A 17403-nucleotide genomic window follows, 5' to 3' on the forward strand; every position below is an offset into this window, starting at 1 on the left:
GAAATTTGTTCAGAGGAGATTCATGAGTACCCAGCACGGAGACCCCGGTCACGGTGATTCGCCCGCCGCATGGACGGCGGTCGTGGTGATGCTGATTGGCATCGCTGCCGGCACCGTCTTCTTCTTCCTGCATAACGCCCTGCTTGTCTGGGTGTGCGTGGGCGTCGTGGTTGTCGGCGCACTGCTGGGATGGATCCTTCGGAAGGCCGGGTACGGCGTGAACGGCCCGAAGTTCACCCCTCCCGCGCACGACTGACGTGCTCGAAGACTTACTCTCGGGCTCACTCGAAGACGCCGCCGCACGACGCGAAACCCGCTCGTACGCGACCGTCGAAGCAGAGGCCCTTGCCGCACGCCCGGCACTTGATGCGCTCGCTGCGCTCGCGCCAGCCGAGCACATGAAGGTGATCGCCGAGGTGAAGCGGGCGAGCCCTTCGCGCGGTGACCTCGCAGAGATTGCCCAGCCGCAAGACCTCGCGACGCAGTACGAAGCCGGCGGCGCGAGTGCCGTCAGCGTGCTGACCGAGCAGCGCAAGTTCAAGGGGTCGCTTGCAGACCTCGAGGCCGTGCGCAAAGCGATTAGCATTCCGGTGCTGCGCAAGGACTTTATCGGTGAGGAGTACCAGGTTCTCGAAGCCCGCGCAGCGGGCGCCGACCTGGTGCTGCTGATTGTTGCCGCGCTCCCGCAAGACACGCTGATGCGTCTTCACGATTGCATTCGTGACCTCGGTATGACGCCGCTCGTTGAGGCACACAGCGCTGACGAGGTAGCGCGGGCCGTCGATTTGGGCGCACAGCTCATCGGCGTGAACGCCCGCGACCTCCGCACCTTCGACCTCGATCGTGACCTGTTCGGTCGCGTGGCCGACCAGATTCCCGCCGGCGTGATTCGCGTCGCAGAGTCGGCAGTGCTGAGCGTCGCTGACGTCGAGCACTATCGCGAAGCTGGCGCTGACGCGGTGCTCGTCGGCGAGGCACTCGTAACCAATGACCCCATCGCTACGCTGCAATCGTATTTGAGCGTCTAGGCGATCTCAGCTGCAAAGGACACCAGTGACTGACGAGAACACCGGAGTGACCAGCCTCCGAGACCAGCACGGACCGTTCTTCGGGGAGTTCGGCGGGCGCTTCATGCCCGAGTCGCTCATCGCTGCAATCGATGAACTCACGGAAGCGTACGCCGAGGCACAGGCGGATCCCGCCTTTCGCTCAGAACTCGCGGAGCTGCTGCTGTCGTACGCCGGCCGCCCGTCGCCGATCACCGAGGTGCCGCGATTCGCTGAACACGCGGGCGGCGCCCGCGTGTTTTTGAAGCGCGAGGACCTGAATCACACGGGCTCGCACAAGATCAATAACGTGCTCGGCCAGGCGCTACTCACGAAGCGGCTCGGTAAGACGCGCGTGATCGCTGAGACCGGCGCGGGGCAGCACGGCGTCGCAACGGCAACCGCGGCCGCCCTATTTGGCCTCGAGTGCACGGTGTACATGGGCGAGGTCGACACGAAGCGTCAGGCGTTGAATGTCGCCCGCATGCGCCTGCTCGGTGCCGAGGTCATTCCGGTTCGCACGGGTTCGCGCACGCTGAAGGACGCGATCAACGAGGCATACCGCGACTGGGTCGCGAGCGTGGACCGCACGAACTACATCTTCGGAACGGCAGCGGGCCCGCATCCCTTCCCGGCCATGGTGCGCGACTTCCAGAAGATCATCTCTGAGGAGGCACGCGCGCAGCTGCTCGAGCGCATCGGACGCCTGCCCGACGCCGTGATTGCATGCGTGGGTGGCGGCTCGAACGCCATCGGCATGTTCGACGCGTTTCTCGATGACGCCGATGTGCGCCTCTACGGTGTGGAGGCAGCTGGCGACGGCGTCGACACGGATCAGCATGCAGCTTCGATCGAGCGCGGCCGCCCCGGCATTCTGCACGGCGCGAAAACCTACGTGCTGCAAGATGACGATGGTCAGACCATCGAATCGCATTCCATTTCTGCGGGGCTCGATTACCCCGGGGTCGGCCCCGAGCACGCGTGGCTCGCAGACATCGGTCGCGCCGAGTACATCCCCGCGACCGATGACGAGGCGATGCAGGCGCTGCGTCTCCTCAGTCGTACTGAGGGCATCATTCCTGCGATCGAGTCGGCGCACGCGCTTGCGGGCGCACAGCGCATTGGCGCAGAACTCGGGCCCGACGGCGTTGTGCTGGTGAGCCTCTCGGGTCGCGGTGACAAAGATATGGCGACCGCGGGCCGGTATTTCGGTTTGCTCGCAGAGGATGGACCGGAGGTCGATGGATGAGCGAGCACGTTTCTCAGGTCGCAAACGCGATTCGCGCGGCGAAAGCTGAGCGTCGCGGTGCGTTAATCGGCTATCTGCCGGTCGGCTTCCCCGATCTCGATACGAGCGTCGAAGCCGCGATTGCGATGGCGCAGAGTGGTGCCGACGTGCTTGAGTTCGGTGTTCCGTACTCAGATCCCGTAATGGACGGGTCCGTGATTCAGGAGGCAACGCAGACCGCGCTCGCAGGTGGATTCCGAGTCGCAGACGTCTTCGAAGCGGTGCGACGCGTGCGCGAAGCCGTCGACGTGCCCGTGCTGGTGATGACCTATTGGAACCCGGTCATGCAGCACGGTGTCGACCGATTCGCCAGCGAACTCGCGGCTGCGGGTGGCGCAGGGTTGATCACCCCCGACATCACACCGGATTCGGCTGCCGATTGGATCGCGGCGAGCGAGGCGCACGGACTCGACCGTGTCTTCCTCGCCGCGCCGAGTTCGACCGACGATCGGCTCGCACTCGTCAGCGAAGCGAGCCGCGGGTTCGTGTATACGGTGTCGACGATGGGCATCACTGGCGAGCGCGCTCAGCTCGATGCAGCGGCGCGCGGCCTGACCGCGCGACTGCGCGAGCAGGGTGCAGACCTCGCCTGCGTTGGCATTGGTATCTCGACGGCGGAGCAGGTCGCAGGCGCGCTCGACTACGCCGACGGTGCGATTGTGGGCACCGCATTTGTGCGTGCACTGCGCGACGGCGGAGTGCCCCAGCTTGCTGAGGTTGTTCGCGACATTGCACGCGGAACCGCGCGCTAAGATTGACCCGACTGACCGTGAGAGCGCTCTCCGGCGGTACGCACGAAACAGTTCCAGCGGCGCTGCGCCGTCGGCGAGAGAGAAGTGAATGATTCTGCCACTCAGTATTCCCAGTCCTGACCTCTCGTTCTGGGAGAGCCCCATGCTGAACATTTTCGGCTGGGAAACTCAGTTCCGCATTTACTTCTACGCCCTCTGCATCATCGTTGGCATCATCATTGCCGGCATCTGGACCGCGCGACGCCTCGGCAAGCGCGGGGGAGAGCGCGGCGCAGTATTTGACTTCCTCGTCTGGTCGCTGGTGCTCGGTATCTTGGGCGCTCGGCTGTATCACGTCGTCACACACTGGGGTGACTACTTCGGCCCGGGCAAAAACTTCGGCGAGGTCTTCGCCTTCTGGAACGGCGGCATAGCCATTTTCGGTGCGCTGATCGGCGGCGCCATCGGCGTGCTCATCGCCTCCCGCATCACGGGCATCAGGTTCTGGTCGTTCGCTGATGCGCTTGTACCTGGACTTTTGATTGCTCAAGCGATTGGGCGGCTGGGCAACTGGTTCAACCACGAACTGTTTGGCGGACCGACAACGCTGCCCTGGGGCCTCGAGATCGAGGCGACCAATGCGGCGTTCCCCATCGGCCTTCCCGAGGGGACACTCTTTCACCCGACGTTCCTGTACGAAGCCCTCTGGAACGTACTTGGCGTCGTCGTATTGCTCGCGATTGAGCGGAAGTGGCACCCGCGCTGGGGCTCATTCTTCGCGCTCTACCTGATTTGGTACGGCATTGGCCGCACGTTTACGGAGTCGCTGCGCGTTGACCCCAGCCTGCTATTCCTCGGCATTCGTACAAATGTGCTCGCGGCGCTGCTCGCGATTGTCGTCGGCATAGTGCTCTTTATCGCGCGTCGCCGTCGTCACGTCGGCATTGAGACCTCGGTCTACCTGCCCGGTCGTCACCACCCGAGTGACCGAGTGCTGGTCGACACCGCGAACCCCGATGAGTTCTACCACGTGATCGATCGCGGCGATGTGTCAGCCAGTGCGGAGCCTGCTGAGAACGTGCCCGCCGTCGACGACGACTCGGGAGCGTCCGCGGCGAGCATCGCGCGCGACGCCGAACCCAGCAAGACCCACTAACCGAAGGAGCACGCTGCATGCGTCACGCCAAAATCGTCGCCACCTGGGGACCCGCTGTTTCTAGCTACGACCACACACTCGAGCTGATCCAGGCCGGCGTGAATGTAGCGCGGCTGAACATGTCTCACGGCACGTACAACGTGCACGAGGGCATCTACCGCAACATTCGTCGTGCGGAGGCAGAGGTTGATCGTCCGATCGCGGTGCTCGCCGACCTGCAGGGTCCGAAGATTCGCCTCGGCGTGTTCGAGGACGGCCCGTACGCTCTTGCCGTTGGCGACGAGTTCGCGATCACGACCCGTGACGTCGTGGGCGATCGGCACGTCGGTGGTACGACGCACAAGGGCCTGCCGGGCGATGTGAGCGCCGGCGATCCGCTGCTGATCGACGACGGCAAGGTCACTCTGCGCGCCGTTCGCGTCACGGAGGACACTGTCTACACGGTGGTCGAAGTACCCGGTTCGATCTCGAACAACAAGGGCATCAATCTGCCCGGTGTAGCGGTGAACGTGCCTGCACTCTCCGATAAGGACGAGGAAGATCTGCGCTGGGCGCTCGCGCTCGGCGTTGACTACATCGCGCTCTCCTTCGTGCGTGATGCGGCTGACATCACTCGCGTGCACGAGATCATGGACGAGGCTGGCGTTCGCTTGCCCGTCATTGCGAAGATCGAGAAGCCGCAGGCCGTCGAACATCTCGAAGAGATCGTTGCAGCGTTTGACGGCATCATGGTGGCCCGAGGGGACCTCGGCGTCGAGCTGCCGCTCGAGCGCGTGCCGCTCGTGCAGGCAGAAGCAGTCGCGATCGCCCGCCGCAACGCGAAACCCGTCATCGTTGCCACGCAGGTGCTCGAATCGATGATCGAGAATCCGCGTCCGACACGCGCAGAAGCGTCTGATTGTGCAAACGCCGTGCTCGATGGCGCAGACGCGGTCATGCTTTCGGGTGAGACGAGCGTCGGTGCCTACCCAATCGAGGCCGTCACTACGATGGCTCGGATCATCGAAGCGACCGAAGACCACGCGCTCGATCGCATCGAGCCGCTCGGTGTCGCCCCGCGCACCCAGGGTGGCGCGCTGACGCTCGCTGCCTCAGAGGTCGCTGACTTCGTGGGTGCACGATACATCTGCGTGTTCACCGAGTCGGGCGACACGATTCGCCGGATGTCGCGACTGCGCCGACCGTTGCCGATTATTGGCTTCACGCCTGATCCCGGCACGCGCCGCCGCATGGAACTCACCTGGGGTGCCCGCAGCTATGTCGTGCCCCGGGTCGACAGCACCGACGAGATGTTCGTGCAGGTCGACAAGGTGCTGCTTGAGCACTCGCGCATCGAGGTCGGTGAGAAGGTCGTCATCATTGCCGGATCGCCTCCCGGGGTGGTGGGCACCACCAATACGCTGCGTATTCATCGCATTGGTGAGGCAACGGGATTGCTCCCCGAGGCGCGCCCGCGCAAGTTCACGCAGACCGATGCGGCGACGCCTGAGACCCCCGCGAACTAGCATCTGCGTGCGGCCGCGGCGGCGAGAGCTGCCGCGGCTGCAACCTCGGCTCCCTGTGCGCTAGGCTTGGGGAGTTCGCCGAATTGGTGGAATTGGCAGACACGGCGCACTCAAAATGCGTTGCCGAAAGGCGTGCGGGTTCAAGTCCCGCATTCGGCACGAACACGAAGCCCCCGCTTCGCCGCGACACGCGGTGGGCGGGGGCTTTGTCATTGTCAGGCACCGTGGTTCGTGCATGTCGACCACAGGGTACGGCGATCATTGCGTGTGTGCCACCCCCTGCCTCCCGCTTCAGCGAGTGCCAGAGACTGGAGCTCAGTATTTGAGATACAGAACCCAGAGGAGAGCATCATGTCGATGAACAACACCAGCGAGCATCCCGACGGCGAAGAGGGCCGCGCGCCACTTTCGCAGCCGATCGAGAAAGATGATCTCCTCGTGCAGCACGGGCACGAGGAGGCTCCCGAGTTCGGAGAAGCCGATACCGAGGATCCCGAACCGGTGGCGAATCTTGAGTAGTGCTGCTTTTCGGAAATCCGCAGGAGACATGACGTAAGCTGGACGGGTGAATGACCAGAGCACTGCACCGAGCGCGCCGAGACGCGTCGTTGTTGCGGAAGACGAATCCCTGATCCGCCTCGACATCGTCGAGACCCTGCGCGATAACGGCTTCGAGGTCGTCGGTGAGGCTGGCGACGGCGAAACCGCCGTGAAGCTGGTCGAAGAGCTGCGCCCCGATGTCGTCGTGATGGACGTAAAGATGCCCCAGCTCGACGGCATCTCGGCGGCCGAACGCATCAACAAGACGCATCTTGCGCCAGTCGTACTGCTGACTGCGTTCAGCCAGCGCGAGCTTGTCGAGCGTGCGAGCGAGGCTGGCGCGCTTGCATACGTCGTCAAGCCCTTCACGCCCGCCGATCTCATCCCGGCGATCGAGATTGCGCTCTCGCGTTTCCAGCAGATCGTGACGCTCGAGAGCGAAGTAGCTGATCTGGCCGAGCGCTTTGAAACTCGCAAGCTCGTCGATCGTGCGAAGGGTATTCTCAACGACAAGATGGGGCTCAGCGAGCCCGAGGCGTTCCGCTGGATTCAGAAGGCGTCGATGGATCGTCGCCTGACGATGCAGGACGTGGCGAAGACGATTATCGATCAGCTCGGCCCGAAAAAGGACTAGCCGGTCAGAGGGCTGGCCCGATCCGGAACGATCGCGCCGAGTCCCTTGATAGACACTGAACCCCTCCCGAACTTGCGCAGTTTCGGGAGGGGTTCGGTGCGTTTGGAGGGGCTGGGCGGCGCTTGCCGGCTCGTCGAACTCACGAAACTGCTAGCGAACAGGTAGCGAGCCAGCCAGCCAGCGCACTACGCGACGCGCTTGTAGAAGTTCGTGATGCGCACGGTCGAGCACCGGCGGCCGTTGGCATCGCTGACGACGATCTCGTGCACCGTGAGGCTCCTGCCCAACTTGATCGGGGTGCAGACGCCGGTAACGAGGCCTTCTGTTGCTGAGCCCGTGTGCGTGGCGTTGATATCGACGCCGACTGCGACGTGCCCCTCGGGTGCGTGGAGGTTTGCGTGCATAGACCCGAGAGTTTCACCGAGTACCACGTACGCCCCGCCGTGCAGCAGCATCACTGGCTGCGTGTTGCCCTCGACCGGCATTGTGGCCACCGCGCGATCAGTGGTGAACTCCGTGACCTCAATACCCATGCGGTCGGCGAGCACTCCGAGGCCGCGCTCGCGAATGTAGGCCAGTTCGTCGTGTGCTGTCGTGTCTGCAGCGGCGTCGAGGTCAGTAGCGTGGAGGTCGGTCATCGTGGCCTTTCGTCGTGTCGATGACACGCGCGGGGCAAATGTGTCCGCCGCCGTCCTGGGGAATGTCGGCGGCGGATTGTAGGCTGGGCTCGTGTCGAACACTCAGCCTACCCTCATGGTCATTGATGGCCACTCGCTCGCTTTTCGCGCGTTCTATGCGCTTCCCGTAGACAGCTTTCAAACGCAGTCCGGGCAGCACACCAACGCGATTCACGGCTTCATCGCCATGCTGATCAACCTGCTCAGCAACGAGCAGCCCGACGCGTTGGCGGTGGCGTTCGACATTTCGCGGCACTCGTTCCGCACGGAGGAGTACCCCGAGTACAAGGGCACGCGTGGCGAAACCCCGCCCGAGTTCAAGGGGCAGATCCCGCTTCTGCAAGAGGCACTCCACGCCATGGGCATCCGCACGATTGAAAAAGAGAATTACGAGGCCGACGACATCCTCGCGACGCTGTCGACGCGTGCGGCCGAGCAGGGCTATCGGGTACTCGTGGTCAGCGGAGACCGCGACACGATCCAGCTCGTTGACGACCGCGTCACACTTCTCTACCCGTCAAAGCAGGGCGTGAGTGAGCTCACCCGTTACGACGCTGAAAAGGTCATGGAGCGGTACGGGATCCGACCGGAGCAGTACCCGGAGATCGCTGCGCTCGTCGGCGAGACGAGTGACAACCTGCCCGGTATTCCGCGCGTCGGCGAAAAGACCGCGGTGAAGTGGATCAATCAGTTTGGCTCGCTCGAAGAGATTCTCCGCAGGCAAGACGAAATAGGTGGCAAAGTCGGCGAGAGCCTGCGCGAGAACGCGCACCTTGCCGAGCGCAATCGCCGACTCAATCGGCTCGTGCGCGACGTTGAACTCAACGTCGAGCTTGATGAGTTCAAGCGCGGCGAGGTCGACATGGCCGCCGTGCAGCAGGTGTTCGCGCGCCTTGAGTTTCGTACGCTGCTGCAGCGAGTGGGCAAGCTCGTTGGGGCCGAGGTGCCGACGAGTGGAACAGCGGCCGCTGCGGCGGTATCGCTCGCGCCTGAACGGCCCGAGTCGAAGAACCTGATCGACGAAGAACTTGCCGACTGGCTGTCGAAGGTCGACACCCCCGCGATTCTGATCCGTGAACTCGATGGTGGGTACGAGGTCGGGGCCGCGACCGCGGATGCGTCCGTGCGCTTTGACTGGCAGCCGGGTGGCCGCGACTATCTGCTCTTCGAACAGTGGCTGGCGTCAGACGCACCGAAGGTGTTCTACGATTCGAAGCAGCAGCTGGCCGTTGCGCGTCGCGCAGGTGTGACGATCAGCGGTATCGCCGGTGACGTCCTGCTCGCGACGTGGGTGCTCCGCCCGTCGAACGCAGAGAAGAGTCTTGCGGACGCGGTCTTCCGCTATCTCGGCGAACAGGTGCCCGAGGGCGACCCGAACCAGTTGGTGCCAGAGGAGGGCAGCGTTGCTGACACGGCGACACTCGCCTGGTACACGATCCGCACTCACGCTGCGGCGGTGGAGCGGTTCGAATCCCGCTCCGGCGAGATCTATCGCGACATCGAACTTCCGCTTGTTTCGGTGCTCGCTGAGCTCGAACACCGCGGCGTGCAGATTGATTTGCCGCTTCTGGAAGCGCACCAGGCCGAACTCACGGCGCGCGTCGCGCAGCTGCAGCAGGAAGCATTCGACGCAATCGGTCACGAAGTGAACCTGTCGTCGCCGAAGCAGCTGCAGGAGGTGCTGTTCGACGAGCTCGATATGCCGAAGACCCGGAAGACCCAGCGCGGGTACACGACCGACGCGGCGGCCCTGGCTGACCTGCAGGTGAAGCAGCCGCACCCATTCCTCGATGCGCTGCTCGGCCACCGTGACGCGAACAAGCTGCGCCAGATGGTCGAAACACTGATCAAGGCCGTCGAGCCAGACGGCCGCATTCACACGACCTTCGTGCAGACCGGCTCGAGCACGGGTCGACTCGCTTCGACCGACCCGAACCTGCAGAACATTCCGGTGCGGTCTGAAGAAGGGCGACGCATCCGAGAAGGCTTCATTCACAGCCCAGAATTCGACACGCTCATGACGGCCGACTACTCGCAGATCGAAATGCGGATCATGGCCCACCTCTCTGGCGACGCCGGCCTGATTCAGGCGTTCAACGAGGGAGAAGACCTGCACCGCTTCGTCGGCGCCCGAATCTTCGGTGTCACGCCCGAAGAGGTCACAAATGAGATGCGATCAAAGGTGAAGGCTATGTCGTACGGGCTCGCCTACGGCCTCTCTGCGTTCGGCCTCTCGAAGCAGCTCGGCATTTCGGCGGCCGAGGCCAAGCAGCTCATGACCGACTACTTTGAACGATTCGGCGGCGTGCGCGACTACCTCCGTTCGGTGGTCGACCAGGCGAAGCGCGACATGTTTACTGAGACCATCTATGGCCGTCGCCGCCCGTTCCCCGATCTAGCTAGCCCGAATCGTGTGCTGCGTGAAAACGCTGAGCGTGCGGCGCTGAACGCGCCGATCCAGGGCTCTGCCGCTGACATCATCAAGCGCGCAATGATCGAGGTCGAGCGGCGCATGCGCGAGGCTCAGTTGTCGTCTCGCATGCTCCTGCAAATCCACGATGAGCTCATGTTCGAGGTCGCCGAGGGGGAGTGGGACGCGCTCGAGAAGATCGTGCGTGAGGAGATGGCCGGCGCCGCTGACCTGTCCGTTCCGCTCGAGGTGCAGGTGGGTCACGGCGCGAACTGGAACGCTGCCGCGCACTAAACGCGCCCGCGTGTTTCGCGATTGATCCCGGGCGTGTTCCCGGGGTAGTATGAAGTGTCACATCTGTGGCGACTCAACCATGTCCACACGTGGGAGCGCTGAGGTTCACTCAGATTCCGCCGAAACCGGCGCGCTTCCGCCTGAATACCCTGTCCATTCTGGAGACCAATTACATGACGAACGCAACGACCGAACGCAAGCAGGTCGCAGTAAACGACATCGGCTCGGCCGAAGACTTCCTTGCAGCGGTCGAATCGACCCTGAAGTTCTTCAACGACGGCGACCTCATCGAAGGCACCGTAGTGAAGATTGACCGCGACGAGGTTCTCCTCGACGTCGGGTACAAGACCGAGGGCGTCATTCCCTCGCGCGAGCTGTCCATCAAGCACGACGTCGACCCCGGTGAGGTTGTCGAGGTCGGCGACTCCGTTGAGGCACTCGTGCTCCAGAAGGAGGACAAGGAAGGTCGCCTCATCCTGTCCAAGAAGCGTGCTCAGTACGAGCGCGCTTGGGGCGATGTGGAGAAGATCAAGGAGAACGAGGGCGTCGTCACCGGCACCGTCATCGAGGTCGTCAAGGGTGGCCTCATCGTTGACATCGGGCTCCGCGGCTTCCTTCCGGCATCGCTCATCGAGCTGCGCCGCGTTCGCGATCTGACCCCGTACCTGGGTCAGGAGATCGAGGCGAAGATTCTCGAGCTCGACAAGAACCGCAACAACGTGGTGCTTTCGCGCCGCGCGCTGCTCGAAGAGACCCAGTCGGCTACTCGCTCGTCGTTCCTCGCCGAGCTCAAGCCCGGCCAGGTCCGCAAGGGTGTCATCTCGTCGATCGTCAACTTCGGTGCGTTCGTTGACCTGGGCGGCGTTGACGGCCTCGTGCACGTCTCCGAGCTCTCCTGGAAGCACATCGAGCACGCCTCCGACGTCGTCGAGGTCGGCCAGGAAGTCACCGTCGAGGTGCTTTCCGTCGAGCTCGATCGCGAGCGCGTCTCGCTGTCGCTCAAGGCAACGCAGGAAGACCCGTGGCAGGTATTCGCACGCACCCACGCGATCGGCCAGATCGCACCGGGCGTCGTCACCAAGCTCGTTCCCTTCGGTGCATTCGTGCGCGTTGCAGACGGCATCGAGGGCCTCGTGCACATCTCGGAGCTGTCGGGTCAGCACGTCGAGCTCGCTGAGCAGGTCGTTCAGGCCGGCCAGGAGGTCTTCGTCAAGATCATCGACATCGATCTCGAGCGTCGCCGCATCTCGCTGAGCCTCAAGCAGGCTAACGAGGGCGTCGATCCCGAGGGCACCGAGTTCGATCCCGCGCTCTACGGCATGACCACGGAGTACGACGAGAACGGCGAGTACAAGTACCCCGACGGCTTCGACCCCGAGACGCAGGAGTGGAAGGAAGGCTTCGACTCGCAGCGCGAGAAGTGGGAGCTCGAGTACTCCGCAGCTCAGGAGCGTTGGGAAGCACACAAGAAGCAGGTCGCTGCGATGCTCGCGGAGGTCGCAGCTGCGCCCGCCGCTGATGCACCCTCGTCGACCTTCTCAAGCGATTCGGCTTCGGCCGGTGCGCTGGCCGACGACGCTGCACTCGCAGCGCTGAAGGCTCAGCTCGAGGGCAACTAACCCTCACCGTTTGGCCCGAAGGCCCGGTTCCCATTTCGGGAGCCGGGCCTTCGGCGTTGCAGGCGGAGGCGTTGCAAGCGGAGGTGTTGCACGCGGAAGCTTTCATGCGGAGGTGTTGCAGTGCAGGCGATGCACCAGAGGCGAGCTTGCGGCGCGGCGCGGGCAAGCTGGCCAGCGACCCGCGAAACCGCTAGAACGCTGGTTGAACGGCAGCAAGGCGGCGCTCGCGCCGCTCACGGAGCGCCCGGCGCAGCCTGCGCACGAGCATGAAGATGACGACGCCGAGCACGACGAGCGCGATGATCGGTGCGACCATCGCCAGAATGGTGAGCACCACGGCGTCGATGTCTTCAATCGTGCTAGAGATCGCGGCACCCGCCCCAGCGGTGAGCACATTCAAAATTGGCCGGGCAACAGCCTTGAGCACGTGGGGTACGAGTGCAATTCCGATACCCACCACGACCGGCCACACCTGCGCCGACGAGATGAACGCAGCGGGGTCAGACACCGCCACCGTGCTGCTTCCCGCACCTGCGGCAAACACCATGCCGCCTGAGGCTGGTCGAATGACAGTGTGCAGCACATCGTTGATCGAATCGAGTGCCGGAACCTTGTCCACGAACATCTCAATGATGAGCAGTACACCCAGGATGCCCAGGCACCATTCGTTTTCGATCCACGTCCACCCGGCCGGAAGTGCCACCCACTCAGTAAACCGCGATAGCAGGCCGAGACCGAGCAGCGGAATATAGGCGTTGAGTCCGGCCGACGCGGCCAGCACGACCCCGGTGATGATCTCGATCATGTGTGCCTCCTGCACTCAGCCTACGGGGCCGACGGATAAGCTGACACCCATGCAACTCATCGGTCTCACGGGTGGTATCGCGGCGGGCAAATCGACGATCGGCAGTCGGCTGGCAGCGCTCGGGGCGGTGCGACTCGACGCCGACGTGCTTGCGCGCGAGGCCGTCGCTCCCGGATCGCCCGGCCTTGACCGTGTCGTAGCTCGCTTCGGTGCGGAGCTCCTCAACGCTGACGGCTCTCTTGACCGAGCCGCACTTGGTGCGGTGGTGTTCGGAGATGCTGCCGCGCTCGCAGACCTCAACGCCATCGTGCACCCTGAGGTGCGCAGGCTCTTTGCGGAGCGCGTTGCCGCGGTGACAGCCGCCGATCCCGAAGCGATCGTGGTCTACGAGGTGCCGTTGCTCGTGGAAACCGCCGCCCGTGATGAAGCGTGGGACCTCGTGGTGGTTGCAGAAGCCGACGAAGACACCCGGGTCGAACGCATGGTGAGGTTGCGCGGCATGACAGAGGCTGACGCCCGTCAGCGAATCGCGCGGCAGGCTAGCGACGCCGCGCGACGCGCCATTGCCGACGTCGTGATCGACACGTCAGGGAGCGAATCCGACACGCTCGCACAGGTAGACCGCCTCTGGAAACGCCTCACGGCTCATTAGCCGCGGTTGAACTCGGCGATCCAGTCGAGCTGCAGCTGAGCAATAAACGCGATCGCTGCGTAGCAGACGAGAATGATGACCCAGCTCCAGGCGTAGGCGCGACCGAAGAACCGCTGCGCGCCGGGTGAGGTCTTGATGTCACCGACGGCGTAGGGACGGAACAGCGTCACCCAGAACAGCGGGATGGTCACTGTCCACACGACCATGCACCACGGGCACAGCGTGCCGAGCACGAACACGCTCTGCGTGAAGAGCCAGCTAATGAGCACAAATCCGCCGAGAAGACCGACCTGATACAGCGCCCAGAACCACGACGCGAAGCGCGCCCCGGCGAGTAGTGCGACGCCGACCGCGATTGGTGCGACAAACGCCGCAACGCCAATGATCGTGTTGCTGAAGCCGAGCAGTGCGCCCTGCCACGAAGCCATGTTCGGGCCGCACGTCACCAAAATGCTCACCGAGCAGTTCGGGATGTAATCCGGGTTCTGCAGCGTCTTGATGTACTCCGTGAGGAGCTCAAATGACGCAAACCAGCCGACCGCGCCGGCGATAACGGTGAACAGCGCGAAGGCGACGGGCCGCGAAGAAGCGCGGAGCTCGGAACTCATGACGCGATCCTACTGGGGACAGCTGCGAGTTCAACCGCAACCACACGCTCAGGGGGTGTCATGACATAATGGAGTGGGTACGGAGCGCCGAACAGGCGCATCGCACGCACAGTCTTTTGAAGGTCGAAGGCCTTCACCGGTCCAAGAGCGACCGAGCGCGAGTGGATCAACTCGCGGAGAACAGGATTTGCGGTTCACACCGCACGATGAGCAACCTCAGGGGAATGCGCATTCTCCCGGGGTAGAGGAGACACCAGGAATGGTGAATGACACAGCTACAGAACAGCACGACAACGAACAGCCCGAGGGTGCAGCGCCTGAGGTAGCGACGAAGCCGAACGAGCCGCAGCTGATCCTGCCCCTCGCAGATATGACGCCTGAGGAACGCTTCCGCGCAACTACGCGACTTATCTTCCTCGCGCCCGACGTGCCCCCAATTGCGCCTCGACCGCGCCGCGTCGACTTTCGGCCAGCTGAGTTGCGTCAGCTCGACGACCTGCTCGATGAGCGGTTCTCGCGCGACGATTCAGGCGAAGATCGCGATTCGGCAGCGTCGCAGCGTCGCAACCGCCGCCGACAGCCCGTCGAAGCTGCGCAAGAGGAAGAGGCGCCGCGTCGTCAGCAGCGTCAGGCCCCCGTCATCACTGAACCGCAAAAGGTGAAGGGCTCGACGCGGCTCGAAGCAAAGAAGCAGCGCCGTCGCGACGGTCGTGATGCTGGTCGCCGCCGCGTCGTCATCACCGAGTCAGAGTTTCTTGCTCGGCGCGAGTCTGTCGATCGCGAAATGATCGTGCGCACGACCGCAGATCGCGTGCAGATCGGTGTGCTCGAAGACAAGGTGCTCGTGGAGCACTACGTCGCGCGCTCCAGCGAGAACTCGCTGATCGGTAATGTCTACCTCGGTCGCGTGCAGAATGTGCTGCCGAGCATGGAAGCCGCATTTGTTGATATCGGCCGCGGTCGCAACGCCGTGCTGTACTCGGGCGAGGTCGACTGGTCTGAGTTCGAGGGCGGCAACACTGCACGCCGCATCGAGAACGCTCTAAAGCCGGGCGATCAGGTGCTCGTCCAGGTTACGAAAGATCCCGTAGGTCACAAGGGTGCACGCCTGACGAGTCAGATCTCGCTGCCGGGTCGCTTCCTGGTGTACGTTCCGGGTGGCGCCATGAATGGCATTTCGCGCAAGCTGCCGGACACTGAGCGTGCGCGTCTGAAGAAGATTCTCAAAGAGGTGCTTCCGAACGGCGCGGGCGTGATCGTGCGCACTGCGGCTGAGGGTGCGAGTGAGGATCAGCTGACCCACGATGTGCAGCGCCTCACGCGCCAGTGGGAGTCGATCCAGAAGCGCGTCGAGAAGGGCGGCGGCCCCGTGCTGCTGCACTCCGAGCCCGACATGCTGATCAAGATCGTGCGTGATGTCTTCAATGAAGATTTCCACCGCCTGACGATCTCGGGCGCGGATACCTACGGCACGATTGAGAACTATCTTTCCCAGGTGGCGCCGGACCTGCTCGAGCGAGTCGAACAGTACGATGCAGAGCGCGACATCTTCGACGAGTACCGCGTCACCGAACAGATCGCCAAGGCACTCGACCGCAAGGTCTGGCTGCCGTCGGGCGGTTCGCTCGTCATCGATCGCACCGAAGCGATGACGGTGGTTGACGTCAACACCGGTAAGTTCGTTGGCTCGGGAGGCAACCTCGAAGAGACGGTCACGAAGAACAACCTCGAAGCCGCCGAAGAAATCGTGCGCCAGTTGCGTCTGCGCGACATCGGCGGCATCATCGTCGTCGACTTCATCGACATGGTGCTCGAGTCGAACCGTGATCTCGTCCTCCGGCGGATGGTCGAGTGCCTGAGTCGTGACCGCACGAAGCACCAGGTCGCCGAAGTCACCTCTCTGGGCCTCGTGCAGATGACTCGCAAGAAGCTCGGTCTCGGCCTGCTCGAGTCGTTCAGCGAGCCCTGCGATGTCTGCGCGGGTCGCGGCGTCATTGTGCATCACGAACCGGTGGGCAAGCACCATCGCAGTGATGCACCGGCGCGCGGCTCGAAGCGCAGCAAGGGCCAACAGCAGCACCCGCAGCCGCCTCAGCAGCAGCACCAGCAATCGGACGCGAAGGCGCAGACCCACGCGATCACCGACGGCGCGAAGAACATGCTCGCTCAGGTCGCGGCCTCTACGCTGCACACGACGAAGGCGCCCGAGCGCGACGAGTTGGCACAGGTACTTCGCGAAGCGGCTGACTCTGTAGAGTCTGGTCGCGAGGTTCACATGCCCGCTACGCACGCCACAGATGCTCCCTCGAGTGCGCGTGAGGAGCCTCGTGTGACAGGCCGGGCGCAGTCACGCACCGAGCGCGCGCCACGAACCTCTGAGGCTCGCAGCGAACGCTCAGAACCCGCTGCGACCGGTGGCGGGCTTCTCGATTCTGTGCTTGATGCGCTCCCCGATGCTCCGGCGGCCGGGAACGGCCGCGCGCGAAATCGCCGTGTGTCCACGGTTCAGGGCCGCGGTGGCGCCGATGTCCAGCGGGGAGCGGGCGCTGACGGGGACGCTACAGAGGCCGCCGGGAGCGACGCGATCGACCCGAAGCAGGCTGCGCAACTGGCGCTCGCGGAGGCGCTCGACGCCACGGCGCAGCGCCGAAGTTCAACGCGATCATGACACGCGGGGGCGCCTATTTGACCAAAATCGGTGCTTCGAGATAATATTGACCGTTGGTGCCACTCTTTGGGGTGGCGAACACAAGCTTCGATCGCGGCGGCGCTGCGGTTCGACACGCAAGGCGATCCTCGAGAAAAGGGTATGAAGTGGTTTACGCAGTAGTGCGCACAAGCGGACGTCAGGAAAAGGTCGAGGTCGGCTCGATCATCACCGTCAACCGTGTTTCGGGCGACGCCAAGGGCAAGCTTGAGCTTCCCGCGGTGCTTCTCGTCGACGGCGACCAGGTGACCACCGATGCCGCCGCGCTGGCCAAGGTCACCGTGACCGCTGAGGTTCTCAACGACCTCCGCGGCCCGAAGATCGTGATCCAGCGTTACAAGAACAAGACCGGTTACAAGAGCCGCCAGGGGCACCGTCAGGATCTGACGCGCCTCAAGGTCACCGGCATCAAGTAATCGCTTCGAATACGATTCAAGGAGTAGAGACTCATGGCACATAAGAAGGGCGCCAGCTCCACCCGCAACGGCCGCGATTCGAACGCGCAGCGCCTCGGCGTGAAGCGTTTCGGCGGTCAGCAGGTGAACGCAGGCGAAATCATCGTCCGTCAGCGTGGAACACACTTCCACCCCGGCGCAAATGTCGGCCGTGGCGGCGACGACACCCTGTTCGCTCTTGCAGCGGGCGCGGTCGAGTTCGGTGCGAAGGGCGGCCGCAAGGTCGTCAACATCGTGGCCGCAGCCTAACTTCAGGCATTCAACGGCGAGGCGGGC

17 protein-coding genes and 1 tRNA gene are annotated in these 17403 nt (G+C 63.6%); 15 read left to right on the forward strand and 3 right to left on the reverse strand.

Translation table 11 applies throughout. From position 1 onward, the window contains the following. Window positions 1-22 precede the first annotated feature (22 nt). The 9 genes from ACFWHR_RS10825 (at window position 23) to ACFWHR_RS10865 (ending at window position 6900) form a co-directional block, all read left to right on the forward strand. Window positions 23-256, forward strand: a complete 234-nt coding sequence (locus tag ACFWHR_RS10825; protein WP_382448318.1) for an HGxxPAAW family protein — start codon at window positions 23-25, stop codon at window positions 254-256. A 1-nt stretch (window position 257) separates the two neighbouring features. Beyond that, on the forward strand, window positions 258-1028 hold the full coding sequence (trpC, locus tag ACFWHR_RS10830; protein ID WP_382448319.1) for an indole-3-glycerol phosphate synthase TrpC: 771 nt from the start codon (window positions 258-260) through the stop codon (window positions 1026-1028). A gap of 25 nt (window positions 1029-1053) precedes the next feature. Continuing rightward, window positions 1054-2295: a tryptophan synthase subunit beta gene (gene trpB / locus ACFWHR_RS10835; protein WP_382448320.1), complete on the forward strand. Its 1242-nt coding sequence runs from the start codon at window positions 1054-1056 to the stop codon at window positions 2293-2295. Continuing rightward, window positions 2292-3086: a tryptophan synthase subunit alpha gene (gene trpA, locus ACFWHR_RS10840; RefSeq protein WP_382448321.1), complete on the forward strand. Its 795-nt coding sequence runs from the start codon at window positions 2292-2294 to the stop codon at window positions 3084-3086. Before trpB ends, trpA begins: the two co-directional genes overlap by 4 nt. 88 nt (window positions 3087-3174) lie before the next feature. Then, window positions 3175-4221 carry a prolipoprotein diacylglyceryl transferase gene (lgt, locus tag ACFWHR_RS10845; protein WP_382448322.1) on the forward strand — a complete coding sequence of 349 codons (1047 nt, stop codon included), beginning with the start codon at window positions 3175-3177 and terminating at the stop codon, window positions 4219-4221. Between the two features lie 17 nt (window positions 4222-4238). After that, window positions 4239-5726 (forward strand): pyruvate kinase, encoded by a 1488-nt coding sequence (gene pyk, locus ACFWHR_RS10850; protein WP_382448323.1) that lies wholly within the window; start codon window positions 4239-4241, stop codon window positions 5724-5726. A gap of 77 nt (window positions 5727-5803) precedes the next feature. Beyond that, window positions 5804-5885 (forward strand) — tRNA-Leu (locus tag ACFWHR_RS10855). Window positions 5886-6077: 192 nt separating this feature from the next. Continuing rightward, window positions 6078-6245 carry a hypothetical protein gene (locus ACFWHR_RS10860; RefSeq protein ID WP_382448324.1) on the forward strand — a complete coding sequence of 56 codons (168 nt, stop codon included), beginning with the start codon at window positions 6078-6080 and terminating at the stop codon, window positions 6243-6245. Between the two features lie 46 nt (window positions 6246-6291). Continuing rightward, window positions 6292-6900 carry an ANTAR domain-containing response regulator gene (locus ACFWHR_RS10865; RefSeq protein WP_382448325.1) on the forward strand — a complete coding sequence of 203 codons (609 nt, stop codon included), beginning with the start codon at window positions 6292-6294 and terminating at the stop codon, window positions 6898-6900. Window positions 6901-7085: 185 nt separating this feature from the next. Here ACFWHR_RS10865 and ACFWHR_RS10870 read toward each other — a convergent pair whose 3' ends face one another. After that, window positions 7086-7538 (reverse strand): hotdog fold thioesterase, encoded by a 453-nt coding sequence (locus ACFWHR_RS10870; protein WP_382448326.1) that lies wholly within the window; start codon window positions 7536-7538, stop codon window positions 7086-7088. A 115-nt stretch (window positions 7539-7653) separates the two neighbouring features. Between ACFWHR_RS10870 and polA the strand changes: the two genes are divergently transcribed. Together polA and rpsA are read left to right on the forward strand one after the other, a co-directional pair. Further along, a complete protein-coding gene (gene polA, locus ACFWHR_RS10875) occupies window positions 7654-10281 on the forward strand; it encodes a DNA polymerase I (protein ID WP_382448704.1) in 2628 nt (875 codons plus the stop codon). A 173-nt stretch (window positions 10282-10454) separates the two neighbouring features. Then, window positions 10455-11900: a 30S ribosomal protein S1 gene (gene rpsA / locus ACFWHR_RS10880; protein ID WP_382448327.1), complete on the forward strand. Its 1446-nt coding sequence runs from the start codon at window positions 10455-10457 to the stop codon at window positions 11898-11900. 190 nt (window positions 11901-12090) lie between these two features. Here the strand turns inward: rpsA and ACFWHR_RS10885 are convergent, their stop codons facing one another. Continuing rightward, complete coding sequence (locus ACFWHR_RS10885) at window positions 12091-12705, reverse strand: DUF4126 domain-containing protein (protein WP_382448328.1); 615 nt, start codon at window positions 12703-12705, stop codon at window positions 12091-12093. Between the two features lie 49 nt (window positions 12706-12754). Here ACFWHR_RS10885 and coaE point away from each other — a divergent pair, with 49 nt between their 5' ends. Next, on the forward strand, window positions 12755-13357 hold the full coding sequence (gene coaE / locus ACFWHR_RS10890) for a dephospho-CoA kinase (RefSeq protein WP_382448329.1): 603 nt from the start codon (window positions 12755-12757) through the stop codon (window positions 13355-13357). On the opposite strand, the gene ACFWHR_RS10895 is transcribed toward coaE, so the two are convergent. Then, window positions 13354-13965, reverse strand: a complete 612-nt coding sequence (locus ACFWHR_RS10895) for a vitamin K epoxide reductase family protein (RefSeq protein ID WP_382448330.1) — start codon at window positions 13963-13965, stop codon at window positions 13354-13356. The genes coaE and ACFWHR_RS10895 overlap by 4 nt on opposite strands. Window positions 13966-14224: 259 nt before the next feature. Between ACFWHR_RS10895 and ACFWHR_RS10900 the strand changes: the two genes are divergently transcribed. The 3 genes from ACFWHR_RS10900 to rpmA all read left to right on the forward strand — a co-directional run bounded on the left by ACFWHR_RS10900 (window position 14225) and on the right by rpmA (window position 17376). After that, on the forward strand, window positions 14225-16633 hold the full coding sequence (locus ACFWHR_RS10900; RefSeq protein WP_382448331.1) for an Rne/Rng family ribonuclease: 2409 nt from the start codon (window positions 14225-14227) through the stop codon (window positions 16631-16633). A 146-nt stretch (window positions 16634-16779) separates the two neighbouring features. Further along, window positions 16780-17088: a 50S ribosomal protein L21 gene (gene rplU / locus ACFWHR_RS10905; RefSeq protein WP_382448332.1), complete on the forward strand. Its 309-nt coding sequence runs from the start codon at window positions 16780-16782 to the stop codon at window positions 17086-17088. A 33-nt stretch (window positions 17089-17121) separates the two neighbouring features. Then, window positions 17122-17376 (forward strand): 50S ribosomal protein L27, encoded by a 255-nt coding sequence (rpmA, locus tag ACFWHR_RS10910; protein ID WP_010157307.1) that lies wholly within the window; start codon window positions 17122-17124, stop codon window positions 17374-17376. Window positions 17377-17403: the final 27 nt, after the last annotated feature.

The organism is Leucobacter sp. NPDC058333 (genome assembly GCF_042726155.1).
Taxonomy (GTDB): domain Bacteria; phylum Actinomycetota; class Actinomycetes; order Actinomycetales; family Microbacteriaceae; genus Leucobacter.